The organism is Pseudomonas sp. FBCC-B35, from assembly GCF_059133755.1.
The window spans coordinates 3,603,141-3,626,913 of the sequence record NZ_CP101439.1; the positions used below are offsets into that span (position 1 = coordinate 3,603,141).

22 protein-coding genes are annotated in these 23,773 nt (G+C 62.3%); 2 read left to right on the forward strand and 20 right to left on the reverse strand.

The features are described 5' to 3' along the window. Positions 1–108 precede the first annotated feature (108 nt). On the forward strand, positions 109–432 hold the full coding sequence (gene fdxA, locus NMB38_RS16400) for a ferredoxin FdxA (RefSeq protein WP_023534129.1): 324 nt from the start codon (positions 109–111) through the stop codon (positions 430–432). Positions 433–1,086: 654 nt separating this feature from the next. Here the strand turns inward: fdxA and rpoS are convergent. The 8 genes from rpoS to NMB38_RS16440 all read right to left on the reverse strand — a co-directional run bounded on the left by rpoS (position 1,087) and on the right by NMB38_RS16440 (position 8,264). Next, entirely contained in the window at positions 1,087–2,094 is a 1,008-nt protein-coding gene (gene rpoS / locus NMB38_RS16405) for an RNA polymerase sigma factor RpoS (RefSeq protein ID WP_023534146.1), read from the reverse strand. Between the two features lie 108 nt (positions 2,095–2,202). Then, the gene (locus NMB38_RS16410) at positions 2,203–3,060 is read right to left on the reverse strand and encodes a peptidoglycan DD-metalloendopeptidase family protein (RefSeq protein WP_027913895.1); all 858 of its coding nucleotides are present in this window, start codon (positions 3,058–3,060) and stop codon (positions 2,203–2,205) included. 192 nt (positions 3,061–3,252) lie between these two features. Beyond that, a complete protein-coding gene (locus NMB38_RS16415) occupies positions 3,253–3,891 on the reverse strand; it encodes a protein-L-isoaspartate(D-aspartate) O-methyltransferase (RefSeq protein WP_161780410.1) in 639 nt (212 codons plus the stop codon). Positions 3,892–3,926: 35 nt separating this feature from the next. Continuing rightward, entirely contained in the window at positions 3,927–4,676 is a 750-nt protein-coding gene (gene surE / locus NMB38_RS16420; RefSeq protein WP_033694933.1) for a 5'/3'-nucleotidase SurE, read from the reverse strand. Next, a complete protein-coding gene (truD, locus tag NMB38_RS16425; protein WP_028686878.1) occupies positions 4,664–5,722 on the reverse strand; it encodes a tRNA pseudouridine(13) synthase TruD in 1,059 nt (352 codons plus the stop codon). Before truD ends, surE begins: the two co-directional genes overlap by 13 nt. Further along, positions 5,719–6,192: a 2-C-methyl-D-erythritol 2,4-cyclodiphosphate synthase gene (ispF, locus tag NMB38_RS16430; RefSeq protein ID WP_027913891.1), complete on the reverse strand. Its 474-nt coding sequence runs from the start codon at positions 6,190–6,192 to the stop codon at positions 5,719–5,721. Before ispF ends, truD begins: the two co-directional genes overlap by 4 nt. A 96-nt stretch (positions 6,193–6,288) precedes the next feature. Then, a complete protein-coding gene (gene fghA / locus NMB38_RS16435) occupies positions 6,289–7,143 on the reverse strand; it encodes an S-formylglutathione hydrolase (protein ID WP_028686879.1) in 855 nt (284 codons plus the stop codon). A gap of 8 nt (positions 7,144–7,151) precedes the next feature. Further along, positions 7,152–8,264, reverse strand: coding sequence for an S-(hydroxymethyl)glutathione dehydrogenase/class III alcohol dehydrogenase (locus NMB38_RS16440; RefSeq protein ID WP_023534027.1), 1,113 nt, complete (start codon positions 8,262–8,264; stop codon positions 7,152–7,154). A gap of 107 nt (positions 8,265–8,371) precedes the next feature. On the opposite strand from NMB38_RS16440, the gene NMB38_RS16445 reads away from it, so the two are divergent. Next, on the forward strand, positions 8,372–9,265 hold the full coding sequence (locus NMB38_RS16445; protein WP_027913889.1) for a LysR substrate-binding domain-containing protein: 894 nt from the start codon (positions 8,372–8,374) through the stop codon (positions 9,263–9,265). A gap of 69 nt (positions 9,266–9,334) precedes the next feature. Here NMB38_RS16445 and ispD read toward each other — a convergent pair whose 3' ends face one another. From ispD to fabZ, 12 genes are all read right to left on the reverse strand, one after another. Next, on the reverse strand, positions 9,335–10,042 hold the full coding sequence (gene ispD, locus NMB38_RS16450) for a 2-C-methyl-D-erythritol 4-phosphate cytidylyltransferase (RefSeq protein WP_104926478.1): 708 nt from the start codon (positions 10,040–10,042) through the stop codon (positions 9,335–9,337). Beyond that, positions 10,039–10,320, reverse strand: coding sequence for a cell division protein FtsB (ftsB, locus tag NMB38_RS16455; protein WP_023534037.1), 282 nt, complete (start codon positions 10,318–10,320; stop codon positions 10,039–10,041). The genes ispD and ftsB overlap by 4 nt, the downstream gene beginning before the upstream one ends. A gap of 158 nt (positions 10,321–10,478) precedes the next feature. After that, positions 10,479–11,768, reverse strand: a complete 1,290-nt coding sequence (eno, locus tag NMB38_RS16460; RefSeq protein WP_023534096.1) for a phosphopyruvate hydratase — start codon at positions 11,766–11,768, stop codon at positions 10,479–10,481. A gap of 152 nt (positions 11,769–11,920) precedes the next feature. Beyond that, positions 11,921–12,766 (reverse strand): 3-deoxy-8-phosphooctulonate synthase, encoded by an 846-nt coding sequence (gene kdsA / locus NMB38_RS16465; protein ID WP_027913886.1) that lies wholly within the window; start codon positions 12,764–12,766, stop codon positions 11,921–11,923. A 3-nt stretch (positions 12,767–12,769) separates the two neighbouring features. Next, complete coding sequence (gene pyrG, locus NMB38_RS16470; RefSeq protein WP_049695534.1) at positions 12,770–14,398, reverse strand: CTP synthase; 1,629 nt, start codon at positions 14,396–14,398, stop codon at positions 12,770–12,772. Positions 14,399–14,668: 270 nt separating this feature from the next. Then, the gene (tilS, locus tag NMB38_RS16475) at positions 14,669–15,952 is read right to left on the reverse strand and encodes a tRNA lysidine(34) synthetase TilS (protein WP_286884644.1); all 1,284 of its coding nucleotides are present in this window, start codon (positions 15,950–15,952) and stop codon (positions 14,669–14,671) included. Positions 15,953–16,039: 87 nt separating this feature from the next. Continuing rightward, complete coding sequence (locus NMB38_RS16480; protein ID WP_027913883.1) at positions 16,040–16,987, reverse strand: acetyl-CoA carboxylase carboxyltransferase subunit alpha; 948 nt, start codon at positions 16,985–16,987, stop codon at positions 16,040–16,042. A 106-nt stretch (positions 16,988–17,093) separates the two neighbouring features. After that, the gene (dnaE, locus tag NMB38_RS16485) at positions 17,094–20,618 is read right to left on the reverse strand and encodes a DNA polymerase III subunit alpha (RefSeq protein ID WP_494354840.1); all 3,525 of its coding nucleotides are present in this window, start codon (positions 20,616–20,618) and stop codon (positions 17,094–17,096) included. Positions 20,619–20,793: 175 nt separating this feature from the next. Next, entirely contained in the window at positions 20,794–21,417 is a 624-nt protein-coding gene (gene rnhB / locus NMB38_RS16490; protein WP_059183693.1) for a ribonuclease HII, read from the reverse strand. Position 21,418: 1 nt separating this feature from the next. Beyond that, positions 21,419–22,546, reverse strand: coding sequence for a lipid-A-disaccharide synthase (gene lpxB / locus NMB38_RS16495; protein WP_027913880.1), 1,128 nt, complete (start codon positions 22,544–22,546; stop codon positions 21,419–21,421). Between the two features lies 1 nt (position 22,547). Next, a complete protein-coding gene (gene lpxA / locus NMB38_RS16500) occupies positions 22,548–23,324 on the reverse strand; it encodes an acyl-ACP--UDP-N-acetylglucosamine O-acyltransferase (RefSeq protein ID WP_027913879.1) in 777 nt (258 codons plus the stop codon). Continuing rightward, on the reverse strand, positions 23,321–23,761 hold the full coding sequence (fabZ, locus tag NMB38_RS16505) for a 3-hydroxyacyl-ACP dehydratase FabZ (RefSeq protein WP_023534097.1): 441 nt from the start codon (positions 23,759–23,761) through the stop codon (positions 23,321–23,323). The genes lpxA and fabZ overlap by 4 nt, the downstream gene beginning before the upstream one ends. Positions 23,762–23,773 lie beyond the last annotated feature (12 nt).

The following is a 23,773-nucleotide window of genomic DNA, read 5'->3' on the forward strand; positions in this document are numbered from 1 at the left end:
GCGGTTTGCTGGTACTGCACGGTTATTAGCCTGGCCTGCAGCCAAAACCCGCAAACCGCGCGGCCCGAGAGGAAGGGCCGCCGCCGTCGCCTGAGGAGAGAACTAGAAATGACCTTCGTCGTCACCGACAACTGCATCAAATGCAAATACACCGACTGCGTGGAAGTCTGTCCGGTGGACTGCTTCTACGAAGGCCCGAACTTCCTGGTCATCCACCCGGATGAGTGCATCGACTGTGCACTGTGCGAACCAGAGTGCCCGGCACAAGCCATTTTCTCGGAAGACGAAGTGCCATCGGGCATGGAGAACTTCATCGAGTTGAACGCCGAACTGGCTGAAATCTGGCCCAACATCACCGAGCGCAAGGATGCCCTTCCTGATGCTGAGGAGTGGGACGGCAAGCCAGGCAAGATTGCCGACTTGCAGCGTTAACGTCGCATGAAAAAACGAAAAGGCCCGCAAGGGCCTTTTTGTTTAGCGCGAAAAACCTGCATGCAGACGTGGCCGCCGCCACGCGGGTTCTGGCAGAGCTGTTCACAAGCGTCATGCAGTCTGGCGCTGGTATCGAAAAGCTCAGATCCTGAAAAAAAGGCAAAAAAAAGGGGCGGTTTGACCCGCCCACATTTTTTTCCGTAGTCCCTGCTTGTCCTGTACATCGTCCTGATGAAATCGCTTCTTGCGATGTCCTTGGCGCTCTTCCTGAGTGCCTGTGCGTGTCCGTGTGCACAGTTCGAATACTAGCGATCTGAGCAGGATGTGCAACGCGTCCTCCTCACAGAATGTTGCGACCTACAAACTTTCACACATCTAAATACTTCAGCTTTTTCAATGACTTAAGAAAAGGTTGCTTTTGAAAACGACAATGATTTACCGCCACACCCTTCAAAGGCTTACGCAACGAGTAAGCAAAGGCTTACAGGCCGAACTGTCAGGGTGAGCACATCGCTGAGTACGCCTGTGAATCTGCAAACCGGGCCGAGCACCGCTCACCGCAGAGAACGGATCGACAGCACGGCTCCCCAAACCCCAAACGCAAAAACGCCCCTTTTTATCGGGGCGTTTCTGTACGCAGCGTAAGACCAGGGACTAACGAAAAAGCGACTCGCTGGATAAGCCGTTCTTTTCCAGAATCTCACGCAGGCGCTTGAGCCCCTCGACCTGTATCTGCCGCACCCGCTCGCGGGTCAGGCCGATTTCCAGACCGACGTCCTCCAACGTACTGCTTTCGTGTCCACGCAAGCCGAACCGGCGCACCACCACTTCACGTTGCTTGTCGGTCAGTTCACCGAGCCACTGATCGATGCTCTGCGACAGGTCATCGTCCTGCAGCAACTCGAACGGGTCAGTGGGGCGATCATCCGTCAGGGTGTCGAGCAGCGTCTTGTCCGAGTCAGGGCCCAGAGACACGTCCACGGAGGACACCCGCTCGTTGAGACCCAGCATGCGCTTGACCTCGGCAACCGGCTTCTCAAGCAAGGCGGCGATCTCTTCGGGCGAAGGCTCGTGATCCAGCTTCTGGGTCAGTTCGCGCGCCGCGCGCAAGTAAACGTTGAGTTCCTTGACCACATGAATGGGGAGGCGAATGGTGCGGGTCTGGTTCATGATCGCCCGCTCGATGGTCTGCCGAATCCACCAGGTGGCATAGGTCGAGAAACGGAAGCCCCGCTCAGGATCGAACTTCTCCACCGCGCGAATCAGCCCAAGGTTGCCCTCCTCGATCAGATCGAGCAATGACAACCCCCGGTTCACGTAGCGGCGAGCGATTTTCACCACCAGGCGCAGATTGCTTTCGATCATGCGCTTGCGGCCGGCAGGGTCGCCCTTTTGCGACAAGCGCGCAAAATGCACTTCTTCTTCCGGCGAAAGCAGAGGCGAAAAACCAATCTCGTTGAGGTACAACTGAGTCGCATCGAGGGCGCGGCTGTAATCGATGTACTTGTGTTGTTTAAGTGAAGAGCCTGATTTGGCCCTGGTCCGAACCGAAGGTACAGCAGGTTCGTCTGACACCACATCCGTTTCCAAAACGATGCCCGTCTCCATGAGGAGGACGTCATCGTCGATGTCAAACTCCGGCGCTTCTTTGCTGAGAGCCATTGTTATAGTCCTTTGCTGAGTTCGAACTCAGACTCAAGCGGCGCCTTTCTCCTTGGCAGCGCTGGAGCCTGTCCCCTCCATGTCAGCGGAACAGACCGGAAACAACAATCAACGGCGTGGCAGGAACTGGAGCGGATCGACGGGTTTGCCCTGACGGCGAATTTCGAAATGCAACTTCACCCGATCTGTGCCTGTAGACCCCATTTCAGCAATCGACTGCCCTGCCTTGACCTGCTGCCCCTCCCGTACCAAGAGCCTGCGGTTGTGGCCGTAGGCACTGACATAGGTATCGCTGTGCTTGATGATGATCAGCTCGCCGTAGCCCCTCAAACCACTCCCGGCGTACACCACTGATCCACTGGCCGCAGCAAAAACAGGCTGTCCCAAATCACCGGCGATATCAATGCCTTTATTCAAACTACCGTTTGAAGCAAATTTGCCGATCAAAACCCCGTTCGCCGGCCAGGTCCAGCCACCGGCCGCACGTTCGGCGGCAGGCACGGTAGCGACTACCGGCGTGCTCGCCGAGCTGGATGTGGTGACGGTCTTGGTGGTCGTGGCAGGAGTAGAGGCCGTGGCACCCACAGGACGGCGGGTGACCGTGGTTCGGCTGGACGAGGACGGGCTGGCCACTACGGTGGTGCTGCCCGAGGCCCCGCTACTGAAGCGAATTGGCTGGCCAGGGCGAATGGTATACGGCGGGGCGATACCGTTGCGGGCCGCCAACTCCTTGTAGTCCCAGCCATAGCGAAACGCGATGGAGAACAGCGTGTCGCCTGGCTTGACCACATACTGACCGGAGGTCACGGTAGGCCGTTTGGGCGCGCTGCTGTTGCGGTCGACGACACGCGCACTGTTGCTGCCGGAGCTCGAGCACCCCACCAACAGTGTGCCCATGGCCAGTACCAGCACCAGGAGCCTGAGACCCGAGCTGTCCTTGCGCTGCCGAAAGACTGTGTGACCCACCCGCGCTCCCCTCATGGTGCCGAAAACGTTTCAAGACATGAATGCAATATTGTTGCAATTATAACGAAGCTCGCCAGTCTTGGCAGGCGGCTGCAACACACTTGCGCAACGTGCGTGCACCGCCAGATAGACAGGTCGATCCTGCAAGAATTCGACGCAGGTGCAAAAATAGCCCGTCGATGCCCAGATGAATCAGGTTACCGGTCCATTGAGCAGAGGCACGAAGCGTACCGCCCCAAGCACACGGCGTGAAAACCCATGCTCTTCTCGGACGATGAGCATCAGCTGCTGCACTTCACCGGGTGAACCCACTGGAATCACCATCCGCCCACCCGGCGCCAGTTGGTCGAGCAGCGCCTGGGGCACTTCCGAAGCAACGGCGGTCACGATGATGCCATTGTAGGGGGCCAGTGCCGGCCACCCCTCACACCCATCGCCCCAGCGAAACACCACGTTGCGCAGGTTCAGCTCCACCAGGCGTTCCTTGGCGCGGTCCTGCAAGACCTTGATGCGCTCGACCGAGAACACCCGCTCGACCAGTTGCGCCAGCACGGCGGTCTGGTAGCCAGAACCGGTGCCGATCTCCAGGACTTTATCCAGCGGACCCGCCTCGAGCAGCAATTCGCTCATGTGCGCCACCATGAACGGTTGCGAGATGGTCTGGTTGTGGCCGATGGGCAGCGCGGTATCTTCATAGGCGCGATGGGCCAGTGCCTCGTCCACGAACAGATGGCGTGGCGTGCGGCGAATCACATCGAGCACCTGGGGGCTGGACACGCCCTCCTCGCACAGCCGCTGGATCAGACGCTCGCGGGTGCGCTGGGACGTCATGCCGATGCCCCGACGCAACATATCGTCCTCACGCATCAAAGCAAGCCCTCCAGCCAGCCATCGAGCTGCTCGAAAGCGTCGTTGAAGGTGCGGTCGAGCTGCAACGGGGTGATGGAAACGTAGCCTTGCATCACGGCATGGAAGTCGGTGCCCGGGCCGCCGTCCTCTGCATCGCCGGCGACTGCGATCCAGTAACCTTCCTTACCACGCGGGTTGACCACTTTGGTGGGTGCCGCGGCCCGCGCCCGATGGCCGAGTCGCGTCAGCTGGATGCCACGAATGCGCTCAAGCGGCAGGTTGGGTATGTTGACATTGAGCACGGTGCGCGGCGGCAGCGTCAGGCGCGACTGTGCCTCGACCAGACGACGGGCAATATGAGCCGCGGCCGGAAGGTTGTCCGGCTGGCGCGAAAGCAGTGAGAACGCCAGCGACGTACCGCCCAGGAAACGACCCTCCAGCGCAGCGGCCACGGTGCCCGAGTACAGCACGTCATCGCCCAGGTTGGCCCCCAGGTTGATGCCCGACACGACCATGTCTGGCGTATACGGCAACAGCCCGTTGAGCCCCAGGTGCACGCAGTCGGTCGGCGTGCCATTGAGGCTGATGAAGCCGTTGGCCAGCGTCTGCGGATGCAGCGGCCGGTCCAACGTCAGCGAGCTGCCGGCGCCGCTCTTGTCTTGGTCAGGTGCAATGACCGCGCACTGCGCGTAATCGGCAAGCGCAGCGTGCAGCGCGGCGATGCCTGGTGCAGTCACACCGTCGTCGTTCGAAATCAGAATACGCATGGGCTGTCCGTCTGCCCTGCCGACACCAGATCCACCACCTCGCGCACCACGACGGTGGCGAAGCATCCGGCCGGAAGGACGAATTCCAGTTGCAGGATATCAGGCTCGGGATAATGCCACGTAAGGCCAGCAATAGGGAGCCGCAGAATACGCCGTTCGTGATCCATGCCCGCCTTTGCCAACCACTGGCACAGCGCGGGCTGGGCAGCACCGACCGAATTTTCCAATGCCCGGGTTCGACCGCTGGCTGGCGAATCGCCCTCGCCCCACAGGGGGCCTGTAGGGTGCAGGTCGAGAACGGCTAGGCGAGGATCAGCGCATTCAGCTTCAGCAGCCGGAAAAAAGCTGCGGCTGTCGGTGAATGCCAGCAGATCGCCCACTTGCGCACTGGCCCAGCTGCCATCGGCTACCCGTGCGGCCAGGACCTGGTTGAACAGGTAGCTGCGACCGGCTGAAAGCAGGCGCGAGCGAACGTTACGTTGCTCAGGCAAGGCCTGGCGCTCGGCCCAGGCCAGGGCGTCATGCACATTGCCGCCGGCATGCCCGAAGCGCTGGGTACCGAAGTAATTGGGCACGCCGTTCGCTTTGAGCTGGGCCAGGCGCGCGTCGACTGCCTGATGATCGGCTGCCAGCTGGGTCAGGCGCAGCGTGAAGCCATTGGACGAATGCGCGCCGCGCTGCAACTTGCGCTGGTGGCGCATCTGCTTGAGGACGCGCAGATTGGCATCCTCGGCCCGCGACAGGTCGGGGTCGGCCTTGCCCGGCAAATGCAGGCTGAACCACTGGCGGGTCAAGGCCTGGCGGTCCTTGAGCCCGGCGTAGCTGATCGCGCGCGCAGGCACCCCCGCGGCCCTTGCAAGCCGGCGGGCCGCTTCCTCGGTATTGAGCTCACGCTTTTCCACCCATAGCCACAGGTGCTCGCCCTGGCCAGACAGCGGGATATCAAGCACTTCGTCGACCTGAAAATCTTCGGCAACGGCCTTGAGCACAGCCGTACCGAGCGCTTGCCCCGATGCCTGTGGGCCCAGCAGATCCAATTCGGTCATGCTGGCAGCAACAGGGCAACCGCATGCACGGCGATCCCCTCCTCGCGCCCGGCGAAGCCGAGCTTTTCGGTGGTGGTGGCCTTGACGTTGACCTGGTCCAGGCCCACTTTGAGGTCGTCGGCGATGCGCTGGCGCATGACCTCGATGTGGGGTGCCATCTTCGGCGCCTGGGCAATGATGGTGGCGTCGACGTTGCCGACTTGCCAGCCCTTGGCCCGAACGACATCCAGCACATGACGCAGCAGCACGCGGCTGTCGGCGCCCTTGAACTGCGGGTCGGTGTCGGGGAAGTGCTTGCCGATATCACCCAGCGCGGCGGCGCCGAGCAATGCGTCGCTCAGGGCATGCAGCAGCACGTCACCATCGGAATGGGCCAGCAGGCCGTACTTGTGGGGGATACGCACCCCGCCCAGGGTAATGAAATCACCGTCGCAAAACCGGTGCACATCGTAGCCGTGGCCAATACGCATAAGAAAACGCCCTGAATGAGTCAGGGCGTGATTCTACCTGCATTTGCAACGCCAAGGTGCAGAGCCGGCCAACGTCGCCGGCTGGCTGCCCTGCGGCTACACCCGGCCCAAAGCCACCGCGTGATGGCGCAGGTGTTCCTCGATGAAGCTGGCGATGAAGTAGTAGCTGTGATCGTAGCCCGGTTGCAGACGCAGGGTCAGCTCATGACCGCCTTTGCGCGCCGCCTGCTCCAGGGCTTCGGGCTTGAGCTGCTTTTCGAGGAAGTCGTCGCGATCGCCCTGGTCCACCAGCAACGCAGGGCACTGCCCCGACGGGGTTTCGGCCAGCAACACGCTGGCATCCCACTCACGCCAGCGCGTGCGCTCTTCACCCAGGTAGCGGCTGAAGGCCTTTTCGCCCCAAGGGCAATCCATCGGGTTGCAGATCGGCGAAAACGCCGACACCGAGCGATAGCGGCCTGGGTTGCGCAATGCGCAGACCAGGGCGCCGTGCCCGCCCATGGAATGCCCACTGATGCTGCGCTCGCCGGAGGCCGGGAAATGCGCCTCGATCAGGGCTGGCAGCTCCTGCACCACGTAATCGTGCATGCGGTAGTGCTGAGCCCAGGGTTGCTGCGTGGCATTGAGGTAGAAGCCAGCACCCAGGCCAAAGTCCCAGGCACCGTCGGGATCACCGGGTACCTGCTCGCCGCGAGGGCTGGTGTCGGGCGCCACGATGATCAGCCCCAGCTCTGCGGCCAGGCGCTGGGCGCCGGCTTTCTGCATGAAGTTCTCGTCGTTGCAGGTCAACCCGCTGAGCCAGTACAGGACCGGCAGCTTTTCGCCCTGCTCGGCCTGGGGTGGCAGGTAGACGGCGAAGACCATGTCGCAACCCAGCACCTTGGAGGTGTGGCGGTAACGCTTGTGCCAGCCGCCGAAGCTCTTCTGGCAGGAAATATTGTCCAGGGTCATGGCAAGCCTCAGAAGTGGATGACGCTGCGAATGCTCTTGCCTTCGTGCATCAGGTCGAAGGCCTTGTTGATGTCCTCCAGGCCCATGGTGTGGGTGATGAAGGTATCCAGCGGAATCTCGCCCTTCTCGGACATTTCCACGTAGCTAGGCAGTTCGCTGCGGCCACGCACGCCGCCGAACGCCGAACCGCGCCAGACGCGTCCGGTGACCAGTTGGAATGGCCGGGTGGCGATTTCCTGACCGGCGCCAGCGACACCGATGATGACCGACTCGCCCCAGCCCTTGTGGCAGCACTCCAGGGCCGCACGCATCAGTTGCACGTTGCCGATGCACTCGAAGGAGAAGTCCACGCCGCCGTCGGTAAGGTCGACGATCACTTCCTGGATGGGGCGATCGTACTCCTTGGGGTTGATGCAATCGGTAGCGCCCAGCTGGCGAGCGATTTCGAACTTGGCCGGGTTGATGTCGATGGCGATGATGCGCGAAGCCTTGGCCTTGACTGCACCAATGATGGCCGACAGGCCGATGCCGCCCAGGCCGAAGACGGCGACGGTATCACCCGGCTGCACCTTGGCGGTGTTCAGCACGGCGCCAATACCCGTGGTCACGCCGCAACCCAGCAGGCAGACCTTCTCCAGCGGCGCTTCTTTCTGGATCTTGGCCACCGAGATTTCCGGCAATACGGTGTATTCGGAGAACGTCGAGGTGCCCATGTAGTGGAACAGCTGCTGACCCTTGTAGGAGAAGCGCGTGGTGCCGTCGGGCATCAGGCCCTTGCCCTGGGTGGCACGGATGGCCTGGCACAGGTTGGTCTTGCCAGACAGGCAGAATTTGCACTTGCCACACTCGGGCGTGTACAGCGGAATCACATGATCACCCACCGCCACCGAGGTCACGCCCTCGCCCACGGCTTCGACGATGGCACCGCCTTCGTGGCCGAGGATGGACGGGAAGATGCCTTCGGGGTCAGCACCGGACAAGGTATAGGCATCGGTGTGGCACACGCCGCTGGCGACCACGCGCAGCAATACCTCGCCAGCCTTGGGCATGGCCACATCGACTTCAACGATTTCCAAGGGTTTCTTGGCTTCGAATGCTACGGCAGCGCGGGACTTGATCATCGCAGGGGCTCCAGACAGGTCAATAAAATCGGCAGACAGTGTAATTCACCCGCAATTTCTGAATAATCGGGTGAAAGACAAAACATTATTGCTGTGCAGGGATAATCATGAGTAACCGCTGGGAGGGCATCGATGAATTCGTCGCGGTGGCCGAATTGGGGCAGTTTACGGCGGCGGCTGAACGGCTGGGCGTATCCTCGTCCCATGTGAGCCGGCAGATAGCGCGCCTGGAAGAACGCGTGCAGACACGTTTGCTGTACCGCAGCACGCGAAGGGTTACGCTCAGCGAGGCCGGTCAGACGTTCTTGCAGCACTGCCAGCGCCTGCAGGATGGGCGTGAGGAAGCGCTGCGGGCAATGGGCGACCTGGCCAGCGAGCCCAAGGGGCTGCTGCGCATGACGTGCGCCGTGGCCTACGGCGAGCGCTTCATCGTGCCGCTGGTGACCCGTTTCATGGCGTTGTACCCGCAGTTGAGGGTGGACGTCGAACTGAGCAACCAGACCCTGGACCTGCTGCACGAAGGCATGGATCTGGCCATCCGCCTCGGTCGCCTGGCCGACTCGCGCCTGATCGCGACGCGCCTGGCACCTCGGCGCATGTACGTGTGCGCCTCGCCGGGCTACCTGGCGCGCTATGGCAGGCCCCACAGCCTGTCGGAACTGGCCAGGCACAACTGCCTGATAGGCAGCTCGGATGTATGGGCATTGCAAATGGAGGGGCGTGAAATCAGCCAGCGTGTTCAGGGCAACTGGCGGTGCAACAGCGGCCAGGCGGTGCTGGATGCGGCGCTCCAGGGCATCGGTTTATGCCAACTGCCGGATTACTACGTGCTCGAACACCTGCACAGCGGCGCATTGGTCCCGCTGCTGCAAGCCCACCAACCGCCCAATACGGCGGTATGGGCCTTGTACCCGCAACAGCGGCATTTGTCGCCCAAGGTGCGGCGCCTGGTGGACTATCTGAAAGAGGGCTTGGCAGGTCTGCCTGAGTACCGGGCATGACCGGCGCTCAGTCAGAATGGCGGGTGGTGGGAGCCTGACTCAATCACCGGGGAGTTGAACGGGGCCCTGTCAACGCCGCCCATTCCAGCGTTGGCGCAGCCACTCCAGGTCTTCGGGGCGCGTAACCTTGAGGTTGTCACTGCGGCCTTCGATCAGCCGTGGCGACTGACCGGACCATTCGATGGCCGACGCCTCATCGGTCACCACCACATCCGAGACCAGGCACTCGGCCAGCGCCCGATGCAGCGCCCCTAAACGGAACATCTGCGGCGTATAGGCTTGCCAGATGGTGCTGCGGTCAACCGTGGCGCTGACGCGCCCATGGCCGTCGGATTTTTTGAGCGTATCGCGAGCAGGTACCGCCAACAGGCCGCCCACCGGATCATCTGCCAATTCGGCCAGCAGCTTGTCCAGGTCACTGCGTGCCAGGTTGGGCCGCGCCGCATCGTGCACCAACACCCAGTCATCATCTTGCGCGCCCTGAGCGTGCAACAGCAGCAAGGCATTGAGTACCGAGTCAGCACGCTCGCGCCCCCCGGCAGCCCGGCGGATGCGCGGGTCGCTGGCGCACCCAAGGCCGGGCCAGTAAGGGTCATGTTCAGCGATGCTGACCACGACCCCCTTGAGGGCGGGGTGATCGAGAAAACACGCCAGGCTGTGCTCGATGATGGTCTGCCCCGCCAACGCCAGGTATTGCTTGGGGCGATCGGCAGCCATGCGGGCGCCCACTCCCGCCGCAGGGATCACGGCCCAGAAGGCCGGCAAACGCTCACTCATTTCTGTGGCAACTGAAAGAGGGTTTCGCCTTCCTTGACCATGCCAAGCTCGTGGCGGGCACGTTCTTCGACGGTTTCCATGCCTTTTTTCAACTCCAGGACTTCGGCGTCGAGCACACGGTTACGCTCCAGCAGCCGCTCGTTCTCGGCATGCTGCTCGTCAATCTGCTGCTTGAGCTCGGCCACCTGCGCCAGGCTGCCATTGCCTACCCACAAACGGTATTGCAGGCCGCCCAGCAGCAGAAGCAGGACCAGGAACAACCAATAAGGACTGCGCATCAAGATATCCAGGTTGAAAGACCCTGTTGGTTCAGGATCTCAGATAGCACGAAGCCTGGCCGAGGCCAGGCTTCTCAAACAGAAACCCGATGGAACGTAGGAAGTTACGGTACGAACGTTCCTACAGCTCCGGCTGCTGTCTTTTTACCATCTCTTGCTTAGCCGCGAAACTCGGTACGGCCACGGTAAACCGCCTTGGCACCCAGTTGCTCTTCGATGCGCAGCAATTGGTTGTACTTCGACACGCGGTCGGAGCGGCACAGCGAACCCGTCTTGATCTGACCGGCCGCAGTACCCACAGCCAGGTCGGCGATGGTGGAGTCTTCGGTTTCACCCGAGCGGTGGGAGATCACGGCGGTGTAACCGGCAGCCTTGGCCATCTGGATGGCTTCCAGGGTCTCGGTCAGCGAGCCGATCTGGTTGAACTTGATCAGAATCGAGTTACCGATGCCCTTCTCGATGCCTTCCTTGAGGATCTTGGTATTGGTCACGAACAGGTCGTCACCGACCAGTTGCACCTTCTCGCCGATCTTGTCAGTGAGGATCTTCCAGCCAGCCCAATCGGACTCGTCCAGGCCATCTTCGATCGAAATGATCGGGAAGCGCTCGGTCAGGCCTTTGAGATAGTCGGCAAAGCCTTCGGCGTCGAACGACTTGCCTTCGCCAGACAGGTTGTACTTGCCGTTCTCATAAAACTCAGAGGCGGCGCAGTCCAGGGCCAGGGTCACGTCGGTGCCCAGTTTGTAGCCGGCTTTCTCGACGGCTTCGGCGATGGCGCCAAGGGCGTCTTCGTTGGAGGCCAGGTTAGGGGCGAAACCGCCTTCGTCACCGACGGCAGTGTTCAGGCCACGGGCCTTGAGCACGGCCTTGAGGTGATGGAAGATCTCGGTCCCCATGCGCAGGCCGTCGGAGAAGGTCTTGGCGCCCACTGGCTGAACCATGAACTCCTGGATATCGACGTTGTTGTCGGCATGCTCGCCACCGTTGATGATGTTCATCATCGGTACCGGCATCGAGTACTGGCCTGGAGTGCCGTTGAGGTTGGCAATGTGGGCGTACAGGGGCAGGTCCTGATCCTGGGCTGCCGCTTTGGCAGCCGCCAGGGACACGGCCAGGATGGCGTTGGCGCCCAGCTTGGCCTTGTTCTCGGTACCGTCCAGCTCGATCATGGCGTGGTCCAGGGCCTTCTGGTCGGAAGGGTCCTTGCCCAGCAGCAGGTCGCGGATTGGGCCATTGATGTTGGCGACAGCCTTCAGCACACCCTTGCCCAAGTAACGGCTCTTGTCGCCATCACGCAGCTCCAGCGCTTCGCGCGAGCCGGTGGAAGCACCGGACGGCGCGCAGGCGCTGCCGATGATGCCGTTGTCGAGCAGTACATCGGCTTCCACGGTGGGGTTGCCACGTGAATCGAGAACTTCACGACCTTTGATGTCGACGATTTTTGCCATTGTTGTAAGCACTCCAGAATTGACGAAAACAACGCAGCTTAGAAAATTCTTGCCGTTCACCGGACGAGGATGCAGAGGCAGGCCCGGCGAAGGGAGCCCCTGACCGAGTGGTCAGGGGTGAATCGGACGGTACTTTACCCGAGAAAAGTGCTTTACGCGGTTTCTACCGTCGGAAAACTTTTCACCAGGTCATCCAGTTGCTTGAGCTGAGCCAGGAACGGCTCCAGCTTGTCCAGGCGCAAGGCACACGGGCCGTCGCACTTGGCGTTGTCCGGATCGGGGTGAGCTTCGAGGAACAACCCTGCCAGCCCCTGGCTCATGCCGGCCTTGGCCAGGTCGGTCACCTGAGCGCGGCGCCCGCCTGCGGAGTCGGCACGACCACCCGGCATCTGCAGGGCGTGGGTCACGTCGAAGAACACCGGGTACTCGAACTGCTTCATGACACCGAAGCCGAGCATGTCCACGACCAGATTGTTGTAACCGAAGCTCGAACCACGCTCGCACAGGATCAATTGGTCATTACCGGCTTCCTCGCACTTGGTCAGGATGTGTTTCATCTCCTGGGGTGCGAGGAACTGAGCCTTCTTGATATTGATCACCGCGCCGGTCTTGGCCATCGCCACCACCAGGTCGGTCTGGCGCGACAGGAAAGCCGGCAACTGGATGATGTCGCAGACCTTGGCCACCGGCTCGGCCTGGTAGGGCTCGTGCACATCGGTGATCACCGGCACGTTGTAGGTGCGCTTGATCTCCTCGAAGATCTTCAGGCCCTCTTCCAGGCCAGGGCCGCGGTAGGAAGTGACCGAGGACCGATTGGCCTTGTCGAAGCTGGCCTTGAACACATACGGGATACCGAGCTTTTCGGTAACCCGCACGTATTCTTCGCACACCTTCATGGCCAGGTCGCGGGACTCCAGAACGTTCATGCCACCGAACAGGACGAATGGCTTGTCGTTGGCGATATCGATGTGACCGACGCGGATGATCTTCTGGGGCATGGGTCAGGCCTTGTTCTTCTGGGCGAGCGCCGCCTTGACGAAGCCACTGAACAGCGGGTGGCCATCGCGTGGGGTGGAGGTGAACTCCGGGTGGAACTGGCAGGCGACGAACCACGGGTGGTCCTTGGACTCCACCACCTCGACCAGGGCACCGTCTTCGGAACGACCGGAAACCACCAGGCCTGCGTCCACCAGCTGCGGCAGCAGGTTGTTGTTCACTTCGTAGCGGTGACGGTGACGCTCGGTGATGATGTCCTTGCCATAGCACGCATGCACGTTGGAACCGGCAGCCAGCTGGCAGTCCTGGGCGCCCAGGCGCATGGTGCCGCCCAGGTCCGACGCCTCGCTACGGGTTTCGACCGCGCCGGTGGCATCGGCCCACTCGGTGATCAGGCCGACGACCGGGTGGCCGCTGTCGCGATCGAACTCGGTGGAGTTGGCGTCGCTCCAGCCCATCACGTTACGGGCGAACTCGATGACGGCCACTTGCATGCCCAGGCAGATACCCAGGTACGGCACCTTGTTCTCACGGGCGTATTGCACCGCCGTGATCTTGCCTTCGACACCGCGCAGGCCGAAACCACCGGGTACCAGGATGGCATCGGCGCCCTGGAGCAGGCTGGTGCCCTGGTTCTCGATGTCTTCGGAATCGATGTAGCGCAGGTTGACCTTGGTGCGGTTGGTGATGCCCGCGTGGCTCATCGCTTCGATCAGCGACTTGTACGCATCGAGCAGCTCCATGTACTTGCCGACCATGGCGATGGTGACTTCATGCTCCGGGTTGAGCTTGGCGTCGACCACCTTGTCCCACTCGGACAGGTCGGCACTGCTGCACTGCAGGCCGAAACGCTCGACGACGAAGTCGTCCAGACCCTGAGCGTGCAAGACACCTGGAATCTTGTAGATGGTGTCGACGTCTTCCAGCGAAATCACCGCGCGCTCTTCAACGTTGGTGAACAACGCGATCTTGCGGCGCGACGATGCATCGACAGGGTGGTCGGAGCGGCAGATCAGCACGTCAGGCTGCAGGCCGATGGAGCGCAGCTCCTTGACCGAGTGCTGGGTCGGCTTGGTCTTGGTTTCACCGGCGGTGGCGATGTAAGGCACCAGCGTCAGGTGCATCAGCATCGCGCGCTTGGAACCCACTTCCACGCGCAGTTGGCGAATGGCTTCGAGGAACGGCTGGGACTCGATGTCGCCCACGGTGCCGCCGATCTCGACCAGGGCCACGTCGGCATCGCCTGCACCCTTGATGATGCGGCGCTTGATTTCATCGGTGATGTGCGGGATGACCTGGATGGTCGCGCCCAGGTAGTCACCACGGCGTTCCTTGCGCAGCACGTGCTCGTAGACGCGGCCGGTGGTGAAGTTGTTGTTCTGGGTCATGGTGGTGCGGATGAACCGCTCGTAGTGGCCCAGGTCCAGGTCGGTCTCGGCGCCATCCTGGGTGACGAATACTTCACCGTGCTGGAACGGGCTCATGGTGCCTGGGTCGACGTTGATGTACGGATCCAGCTTGAGCATGGTGACCTTCAGGCCCCGCGCCTCCAGGATGGCCGCCAGGGAAGCCGAGGCAATGCCTTTCCCCAATGAAGAAACAACACCGCCCGTGACGAATATGTAGCGCGTCATGAAAAACCCTAGAAGTCTGCGTTAAAGCGGCCAGCGCCGCCGGAGATAGCGAAGGAGGGCAAACGCCCCCGATCACCTGCGTCAATCACAGTGCATCTCGAAAAACTGCCGCGTGTGTACAGACCAGGGGTGACCCTGGCAGGGCGCTCGCTCGTCATTTCTAAGAATCAGCCCAGCAAAAAACTGCTTGGTAATCGGCAACTCCTGTGTTTTCGCGGAACCCACAGAAGCTGTATCAAGAAGGGAGGGTAGTCTACCCGAATGTACCCACTAGCTCAAACCTTGCGCGCGCGTCGGCAACTGCCAATGCAGCCGGTAATCCCCCTGAGCCAAACTGGGCAGGTTGGCCACCGCCAGCAGCCGCTCACCTTGGAAAAGCAGAGGCAGGCGCATGCGCAGAAAATGCGGCACTTGCAGCTCATTGAGCAGGCGCTTGAGATCACGCCGCCCGCGTCCTGGGATGTCCAGCCACTCCCCGCCCTGACGGTAGCCGATACGCAGGCCCGTCAGCGAGCCTGCGCCAACAAGTCGCACACTGCCGTTGCCCGGCAAGGCCAACGGCTCATCGGCGTTTTCCCAAGCCATGGCCTGACGCGGCGTTTGCAACCAGTCGCCGCTCAGCCACCAGATGCGCCCTTGGCTGCGCACCAGTTGGCCATCGCTCAGTTGCCACACGGGGCAGGCATCGCCAGCGGCGTCGCGCAGGTCCGCCCAGCCGGCCCAGTGGCGCGTGTCGGGCAAGCGGGTTCGGTGGCTGAGCCAATACTGCAACGCATTGCGTTGGCGTGCAGGTGAAAGCGCAAGCAGGCCGGCCAGGTCCAGCGAATCGAGCCCAGGCCAAACAGCAGGGGCATTTTGGCGTACCGGCGCCAGGTCGCTCTCGGCCAGCTCGTCCAGCAGGCTCAGGGCTTCGCCCAGGTGGTCGGCGGCACGGGCCAGGTTCTGCCCGGCTTGCGGCCAGCGCTGCCGAAGGGACGGCAGAACCTCCCTGCGCAGATAGTTGCGGGCAAACCGAGTGTCGGCATTCGAAGGGTCCTCGACCCAGCCCAACGCGTGCGCCTGTGCATAGTGTTGCAACTCTCGCCGGGAGCAACCGAGCAAAGGCCTGACCAGCCTGCCCTGCCCCAGCGCCCGCTCCCTCGGCATCGCCGCCAGGCCGCGCAACCCCGCGCCCCGCAGCAGGCGAAACAGCAGCGTTTCAGCCTGGTCGTCGCGATGCTGGCCAGTGAACAGCATGTCATCTGCCGCCAATACCCGCTCGAAGGCGGCGTAACGGGCATGGCGGGCAGCCTGCTCCAGGCTAGGGCCCGGGGCGACGTCGACCTCGATGACCTGCAGCTCGATGCCCAGGTCATCGCAGACGCGTTGGCAATGGGCAGGCCACGCCTGCGCGACCGGTTGCAGGCCATGCTGGATGTGAATCGCGCGCAGCGGCGGTGCACGATGGCTGCAGGCGTAGGCGGCGAGCCAGTGCAGCAGAACGGTGGAGTCCAGGCCGCCAGAGAGGGCGACGTACCAGGTGCGGGCGCAAAGCCAGGGGGCGGGATCAATCATCAAGGCTTCCATCAACCTGAGTGACGGATGCGGGTGAGCCTGGGTTCCAGGCTCACCCGAGGGGCCGACAGACGGCCCCGAAGGCGATCAGACGCCGTAGCTCATCAGACGATCGTAACGGCGAGCCAGCAGTGCGTCGTGGTCCAACCCGCTGAGCATGTCCAGCTGCTGCACCAGCTCGGCGCGGATGCTTTCGGACATGGCGGCAGGATCACGGTGAGCGCCACCCAGTGGCTCCGGGATAACCTTGTCGACGATGTCCAGGCTCTTGAGGCGCTCAGCCGTGATGCCCATGGCCTCGGCGGCATCGGCAGCCTTGTCGGCCGTCTTCCACAGGATCGAAGCGCAGCCTTCGGGCGAGATGACCGAGTAGGTGGAGTACTGCAGCATGTTCAGCTGGTCGCACACGCCGATGGCCAGCGCGCCGCCCGACCCGCCTTCACCGATCACCGTAGCGATGATTGGCGTCTTCAGGCGCGCCATCACGCGCAGGTTCCAGGCGATGGCCTCGCTCTGGTTACGCTCTTCGGCGTCGATACCTGGATAGGCACCCGGCGTGTCGATGAAGGTCAGAATCGGCATGCGGAAACGCTCGGCCATTTCCATCAGACGGCACGCCTTGCGGTAGCCCTCAGGGCGCGGCATGCCGAAGTTACGGCGAACCTTCTCCCGCACTTCGCGGCCCTTCTGGTGCCCGATGACCATGACCGGCTTGCCGTCCAGGCGTGCGGTACCGCCAACGATGGCAGCATCGTCGGAGAAGTGGCGATCGCCGTGCAGTTCTTCGAATTCGGTGAAGATGTGCTGCAGGTAGTCCAGGGTATAGGGACGACGCGGGTGACGTGCCAGGCGAGCGATCTGCCAGCTGGTCAGGTTGCCGAAGATGCTTTCGGTCAGGGTATTGCTCTTGTCTTGCAGACGGGCAATTTCATCGCTGATGTTCAGCGAATTGTCGTTGCCTACCAGGCGCAGGCCTTCGATCTTGGCTTGCAGGTCGGCAATCGGCTGTTCGAAGTCGAGAAAGTTCGGGTTCATAGTCATCCGTCTTGGGTCTACGGCCAGGCGGCCGGCCGGTTGATCCGTTTGGCGCCATACCTTAAGGGATCAGGCGCCTTCAGGTCGAGATTAAATGTTGAGCGGCTCAACGGTATTGCAAAAAGACGTTCTCACGTCCGAACTGGTCACGCAGGGTCTGAATCAGCCCGTCTGCGGGGTCGATGGCCCACTGGTCGCCAAATTGCAGCATGGCCTTGGCATCGCTGCCGGTGTATTCCAGCGTGATCGGGCAGGCGCCGCGGTGACGGGTGATCAAATCACCCAGCCACTTGAGGCGATCGCCCTTGAGCGCCTCGTGGGCGACCTTCAGGCGCAGGCTCTCGGCCAGCTTGGTACGGGCATCCTCCAAGGTCATCACCTGCTTGACCCGCAGCCGCAGGCCGCCGGAGAAATCGTCGTTGCTGACCTCCCCTTCGACCACCACCATCGCATCGTTCTGCAGCAGTGACTGGGCCGTGATATAGGCATCGGCAAACAGCGAGGCCTCGATGCGGCCAGACCTGTCGTCCAGGGTGACGAACCCCATCTTGTCGCCCTTTTTGTTCTTCATGACCCGCAGGGCGATGATCATGCCGGCGATGGTCTGGGTTTCGCGCGAGGGCTTGAGGTCGATGATGCGCTGGCGCGCGAAGCGGCGGATTTCAGCCTCGTATTCATCGATCGGGTGACCGGTGAGGTAAAGCCCCAGCGTGTCCTTCTCGCCCTTGAGCCGCTCCTTGAGCGTCAGTGGTCGCGCTTTGCGATAACTGGCATACACGTCGGCGTCCGGCTCGTCGAACATGCCGCCGAACAGGTCGATGTGACCGCTGTCGGCCGTGCGGGCCGTCTGCTCGGCCGCCTTGATGGCATCGCCCAGTGCTGCCAGCAGGATGGCCCGGTTGATGTCGATGTGGGCATGGTAAGCCTTGATCTCGTCATGAAAATGCGGGCCGAGCCGGTCCAGCGCGCCACTGCGTACCAGCGCATCGAGGGTGCGCTTGTTGACGCGCTTGAGGTCGATGCGCTCGCAGAAGTCATACAGGTCCTTGAACGGGCCGCCCTCGGCACGGGCCTCGACGATCGCCTCCACAGGCCCCTCACCCACGCCCTTGATGGCGCCAAGGCCATACACAATGCGGCCATCGTCGTTGACGGTGAACTTGAAGTCCGAGAAGTTCACATCTGGCGCGTCCAGACGCAACTTCATGGTGCGCACTTCCTCGACCAGCACCACCACCTTGTCGGTGTTGTGCATGTCCGCCGACAACACCGCAGCCATGAACGGGGCCGGGTGGTGGGTCTTGAGCCAGGCTGTCTGGTAGGACACCAGGCCATAGGCGGCCGAGTGAGACTTGTTGAAGCCGTAACCTGCGAACTTCTCTACCAGGTCGAAGATGTTGCCCGCAAGATCCCCATCGATTCCATTATTGGCACAGCCATCAATGAAACCGCCGCGCTGCTTGGCCATTTCCTCGGGCTTCTTCTTGCCCATCGCCCGACGCAGCATGTCGGCGCCACCCAAGGTGTACCCCGCCATCACCTGGGCGATCTGCATCACCTGCTCCTGATACAGGATGATGCCGTAGGTTGGCGCCAGCACCGGCTGCAGGCCGTCGTACTGATAGTCCGGATGCGGGTAGGCCAGCTCGGCACGTCCGTGCTTGCGGTTGATGAAGTCGTCCACCATGCCCGACTGCAGCGGGCCGGGGCGGAACAGCGCCACCAAGGCGATGAGATCTTCGAGGCAGTCGGGCTTGAGCTTCTTGATCAGCTCTTTCATGCCGCGCGATTCGAGCTGGAACACCGCTGTGGTTTCGGCCTTCTGCAACAGCTCGTAGGTCTTGCGGTCATCGAGCGGGATGAAGTCGATGTTCAGGTCGGGCAGGTCTTTCTTGGCCTGCTCACGGTTGATGATCTCCATCGCCCACTTGATGATGGTCAGGGTGCGCAGGCCCAGGAAGTCGAACTTCACAAGGCCCGCCGCCTCCACGTCATCCTTGTCGAACTGGGTGATCAGGCCACCGCCTTCTTCGTCGCAGGCGATGGGCGAGAAATCAGTAAGCTTGGTCGGCGCAATGACCACGCCACCGGCGTGCTTGCCGGTACCGCGCGTGACGCCTTCGAGCTTCAGGGCCATGTCCCAGATTTCGCGAGCGTCCTCGTCACCCTTGAGGAAGTCGCGCAGGATTTCTTCCTGCTCGTAGGCCTTCTCCAGGGTCATGCCCACTTCGAACGGGATCATCTTCGACAGACGATCGGCCAGGCCGTAGGACTTGCCTTGCACGCGCGCCACGTCGCGCACCACGGCCTTGGCCGCCATGGTGCCAAAGGTAATGATCTGGCTGACGGCATTACGCCCGTAGGCCTCTGCCACGTAGTCGATGACCCGGTCCCGGCCGTCCATGCAGAAGTCGACGTCGAAGTCGGGCATGGACACCCGCTCAGGGTTCAGGAAGCGCTCGAACAGCAGGTCGTAGGCCAGCGGGTCGAGGTCGGTGATCTTGAGCACGTAGGCCACCAGCGAACCTGCACCCGAGCCTCGGCCAGGCCCCACCGGTACGCCGTTGTTCTTGGCCCACTTGATGAAGTCCATCACGATCAGGAAGTAACCGGGGAAGCCCATCTGGATGATGATATCCAGCTCGAACTTCAGGCGATCGAGGTAGACCTGGCGCTTTTGCTCGTAGTCGGGCGTGGTCTCTTTCGGCCACAGCACCGCAAGGCGCTCTTCCAGCCCTTCGTGGGACACGTGCCGCAGGTAATCGTCGATCCCCATGCCATTGGGCGTGGGGAAGTCAGGCAGGAAGTACTTGCCCAGTTGCACCTGGATATTGCAGCGCTTGGCGATTTCGACGGTGTTGGCCAGGGCGTCCGGCAGGTCGCTGAACAGCTCGGCCATTTCCTCGGCCGATTTCAGGTATTGCTGGTCGCTGTACAGGCGCGGGCGACGCGGATCGTCCAGCGTCCAGCCTTCACCGATGCATACACGGGTTTCGTGGGCGTCGAAATCGGTCTGTTTGATGAAACGCACATCGTTGGTGGCCACCAGCGGCGCACCCAGCCGATCGGCCAGGGCCACGGCGGCATGCACATACTCTTCGTCCCTGGGGCGACTGGTGCGCTGGACTTCGACATAAAAGCGCTCGGGGAACATGGCCATCCAGTCCTCGAGCAGCGCTTGCGCCTCCTCACTACGCCCCCCCAGCAACGCCATGCCGATGTCGCCTTCCTTGCCCGCCGAAAGCGCGATCAGGCCTTCGCTGGCCGCGGCAATCCAGTCACGCTGGATGATGACCAGGCCATTGCGCTGGCCCTCGGTCCAGCCCCGGGAAAGCAACTCGGTCAGGTTGCGGTAGCCCAGAGGGTTCATGGCCAGGAAGCAGATACGCGACAGCGGCGCCTGCGCATCTTCACCGGCCAACCACAGGTCCGCACCACAGATCGGCTTGATGCCCGCCCCCATGGCCGCCTTGTAGAACTTGACCAGCGAGCACATGTTGCTCTGGTCGGTGATCGCCACCGCAGGCATGTTCATCCCGGCCAGCGCCTTGGCCAGCGGTTTGATCCGGACCAGACCGTCGACCAGCGAGAATTCGGAGTGGACGCGCAGGTGAACGAAGGAAACCGACATGAATGATCCTGTAGCAGTGCTTAACGACAAGGGCGCGATTGTAGCTCAATTGGGCAGGGGTTTTGAGGGCCGGTTGCCCCTGCGCGACGGCAGGGCGGCCTGAGCAAATGCCCGGGAACGTGGTCCAGCCCGGCCCCGCAGGGCCTCAAGCCCCTGGATACGGCAGGGTTGGGTATCAGATCAGCGAGGCGGCCACAGCCTCACGCACACCCCAGGCGGCACGCACGGGCGCAAACGATCGACGATGAATGGGCGTCGGCCCGAGCCGTGCCAGTGCCTCCAGGTGGACCGGCGTCGGGTAGCCTTTGTGCGCGCCTATGCCGTACCCGGGGTAGATCAGCTCGAAGGCGCCCATTTCGCGATCCCGCGTTACCTTGGCCAGGATCGAAGCCGCCGCGATGGCGGGCACCTTGGCATCCCCCTGCACGACCGGTGCCGAGGGCACCGACAGCTGCGGGCAGCGATTGCCGTCGATCAAGGCCATGTTCGGGGTGATGTGCAAGCCTTCCACCGCGCGCTGCATGGCCAGCATGGTGGCATGCAGGATATTGAGGCGATCGATTTCTTCGACTTCAGCGCGGGCAATGAAAAAGCTCAGGGCCTTGTCGCAGATTTCGTCGAACAAGGCCTCACGGCGTGCCTGGGTCAGCTTCTTCGAGTCGTTCAGCCCCAGGATCGGGCGTGCTGGGTCAAGGATCACGGCAGCCGTCACCACGTCGCCACACAGGGGGCCGCGGCCCACTTCGTCGACGCCGGCGACCAAGTCTTCGACCAGGTTGAAATCCAGACCGAACTGCATCTCAGCGTTTCTCCAGCAGGGCCAGCACGGCGTCGGCGGCCTGATTGGAGGCATCCCGGCGCAACGTGCGGTGAATCTCGTCGAACGAGTCGGTTTGCCCGCTACCGTCGCGCAGCAAGGGCAGCAGCGCATCGACCAGCGCTTCGCTGGTCGCGGCGTCTTGCAGCAACTCGGGCACCAGTGCACGGCGCGCCAGCAGGTTGGGCAAGGACACGTAGGGGCTTTTCACCAACCGTTTGAGTATCCAGTAGGTAAGCGGCGCCAGGCGGTAGGCGACTACCATGGGTCGCTTGAACAGCAGCGCTTCCAGGGTGGCCGTACCCGATGCGATCAGGACGGCGTCACACGCGGCAAGCGCCTCGTGCGAGCGGCCATCGAGCAGGGCCAACGGCAAGTTGCGGCCCTCGAGCATTTGCTCGAGCTGCGCGCGGCGAGCGGCGTTGGCACAGGGCAGCACGAAGCGCACACCCGGCACCTGCTGCTGCAGACGTTGCGCTGCATCCAGGAACAGCGCACCCAGGCGCCCGACTTCGCCCCCACGGCTGCCTGGCATCAGGGCGACCACCGGGCCATCGCCCAGGCCCAGGGCGGCGCGCGCCGCGGGCCGATCCGCCTGCAGGGCAATGGTATCGGCCAGCGGGTGGCCGACGAATCGCACCGGCACGCCCTGCTCTTCATAGAAGCGGGCCTCGAACGGCAACAATGTCAGCATCAGGTCGCAACCCTGACGTATCTTCAACACGCGCTTTTGCCGCCATGCCCACACTGAAGGGCTGACGTAATGGACGGTCTTGATCCCCGCCTGGCGCAGTTTGAGTTCGATCTCCAGCGTAAAGTCGGGCGCATCGATACCGATGAACACGTCCGGCTTCTGCTCGATGAGTGTCTGGACCAGCAGCTTGCGGCGCTTGAGCAATTCACGCAGGCGACCGAGCACCTCGACCAGCCCCATGACGGCCAAGCGCTCCATGGGGAAGTAGGATTGCAGGCCTTCGGCCTCCATGAGCGGGCCACCGACACCGATGAAGCGCACATCGGGATGGCGCGCCTTCAAGGCGCGCATCAAGCCGGAACCGAGGATGTCGCCGCTGGCTTCACCGGCGACCAGGGCTACGCAGAGCTGGGCCATGTCAGCGAGTGATGCCGCGGGCTGAACTCACGATCGACTGGCGGAACAGCTCGACCTCGGGATGCTGCGCCGCCGGCGCTTCGAGTTCGCGCAATGCATCCTCCACCGTCAGGCCCTGGCGGTAGACGATCTTGTAGCAGCGACGCAGCACATGGATGACCTCGTCGCTGAAACCACGGCGGCGCATGCCTTCAAAGTTCATGCTGCGCGCTTCGGCGGGGCTGCCGAAAACGGTGACGAACGCGGGTACGTCCTTGCCGATGGCCGTGCCCATGCCAGAAAACGCATGGGCGCCGATGTGGCAATACTGGTGCACCAGGGTGAACCCGGACAGGATCGCCCAGTCGCCCACATGCACATGGCCCGCCAGCGCAGTGTTGTTGACCAGAATGCAGTGGCTGCCGATCACGCTGTCATGGCCAATGTGGGCATAGGCCATGATCAGGTTATGGTCGCCGACGGTGGTTTCGGCGCGATCCTGCACGGTACCGCGGTGGATCGTGACGCCTTCACGGATGACGTTGTGATCGCCGATCACCAGGCGGGTGGGCTCACCCTTGTACTTGAGGTCCGGGGTGTCTTCGCCAATCGAGGAAAACTGAAAGATACGGTTGTGCTTGCCGATCCGGGTCGGCCCCTTGAGCACAACGTGTGGGCCGATGACGGTGCCCTCCCCGATTTCGACATCGGGGCCAACGATCGACCAAGGGCCCACCTCGACGCCTTCGGCCAGCTTGGCCGAAGGGTCGATGATGGCCCGAGGATCAATCGAATTCATAGGGAGCGTTCCGCACAGGTGATTTCGGCCGAGCATACTGCCTTGCCGTCGACCAGGGCACGGCATTCGAACTTCCAGATCATGCTTTTGCGGCTCAGAAACTTCGCTTCCAGCACCAGCTGGTCTCCCGGCAGCACCGGCTGACGGAAACGCAGCTTGTCGGAGCCTACGAAGTAGTACAAGGTGCCGTCGGCAGGCTTGGCATCGAGCATCTTGAAACCGAGGATGCCGGCCGCCTGGGCCATGGCTTCGATGATCAGGACGCCGGGCATGATGGGGTGCGCCGGGAAGTGACCGTTGAAGAACGGCTCGTTGATGCTGACATTCTTGTAGGCACGAATGCTCTGGGCCTCGTAATCCAGATCCGTCACGCGGTCCACTAGCAGGAACGGGTAACGGTGAGGCAGGTATTCGCGAATCTCGTTGATGTCCATCATTTCGGGGGGGAA

Excerpts from the sequence above, each read along its gene's own strand:
- fdxA (WP_023534129.1), top strand. The coding sequence starts at position 109 with ATGACCTTCGTCGTCACCGACAACTGCATCAAATGCAAATACACCGAC.
- rpoS (WP_023534146.1), bottom strand. The coding sequence starts at position 2,094 with ATGGCTCTCAGCAAAGAAGCGCCGGAGTTTGACATCGACGATGACGTC.
- NMB38_RS16415 (WP_161780410.1), bottom strand. The coding sequence starts at position 3,891 with ATGACGTCCCAGCGCACCCGCGAGCGTCTGATCCAGCGGCTGTGCGAG.
- surE (WP_033694933.1), bottom strand. The coding sequence starts at position 4,676 with ATGCGTATTCTGATTTCGAACGACGACGGTGTGACTGCACCAGGCATC.
- truD (WP_028686878.1), bottom strand. The coding sequence starts at position 5,722 with ATGACCGAATTGGATCTGCTGGGCCCACAGGCATCGGGGCAAGCGCTC.
- ispF (WP_027913891.1), bottom strand. The coding sequence starts at position 6,192 with ATGCGTATTGGCCACGGCTACGATGTGCACCGGTTTTGCGACGGTGAT.
- fghA (WP_028686879.1), bottom strand. The coding sequence starts at position 7,143 with ATGACCCTGGACAATATTTCCTGCCAGAAGAGCTTCGGCGGCTGGCAC.
- NMB38_RS16440 (WP_023534027.1), bottom strand. The coding sequence starts at position 8,264 with ATGATCAAGTCCCGCGCTGCCGTAGCATTCGAAGCCAAGAAACCCTTG.
- NMB38_RS16445 (WP_027913889.1), top strand. The coding sequence starts at position 8,372 with ATGAGTAACCGCTGGGAGGGCATCGATGAATTCGTCGCGGTGGCCGAA.
- ispD (WP_104926478.1), bottom strand. The coding sequence starts at position 10,042 with ATGAGTGAGCGTTTGCCGGCCTTCTGGGCCGTGATCCCTGCGGCGGGA.
- ftsB (WP_023534037.1), bottom strand. The coding sequence starts at position 10,320 with ATGCGCAGTCCTTATTGGTTGTTCCTGGTCCTGCTTCTGCTGCTGGGC.
- eno (WP_023534096.1), bottom strand. The coding sequence starts at position 11,768 with ATGGCAAAAATCGTCGACATCAAAGGTCGTGAAGTTCTCGATTCACGT.
- kdsA (WP_027913886.1), bottom strand. The coding sequence starts at position 12,766 with ATGCCCCAGAAGATCATCCGCGTCGGTCACATCGATATCGCCAACGAC.
- pyrG (WP_049695534.1), bottom strand. The coding sequence starts at position 14,398 with ATGACGCGCTACATATTCGTCACGGGCGGTGTTGTTTCTTCATTGGGG.
- tilS (WP_286884644.1), bottom strand. The coding sequence starts at position 15,952 with ATGATTGATCCCGCCCCCTGGCTTTGCGCCCGCACCTGGTACGTCGCC.
- NMB38_RS16480 (WP_027913883.1), bottom strand. The coding sequence starts at position 16,987 with ATGAACCCGAACTTTCTCGACTTCGAACAGCCGATTGCCGACCTGCAA.
- dnaE (WP_494354840.1), bottom strand. The coding sequence starts at position 20,618 with ATGTCGGTTTCCTTCGTTCACCTGCGCGTCCACTCCGAATTCTCGCTG.
- rnhB (WP_059183693.1), bottom strand. The coding sequence starts at position 21,417 with ATGCAGTTCGGTCTGGATTTCAACCTGGTCGAAGACTTGGTCGCCGGC.
- lpxB (WP_027913880.1), bottom strand. The coding sequence starts at position 22,546 with ATGGCCCAGCTCTGCGTAGCCCTGGTCGCCGGTGAAGCCAGCGGCGAC.
- lpxA (WP_027913879.1), bottom strand. The coding sequence starts at position 23,324 with ATGAATTCGATTGATCCTCGGGCCATCATCGACCCTTCGGCCAAGCTG.
- fabZ (WP_023534097.1), bottom strand. The coding sequence starts at position 23,761 with ATGATGGACATCAACGAGATTCGCGAATACCTGCCTCACCGTTACCCG.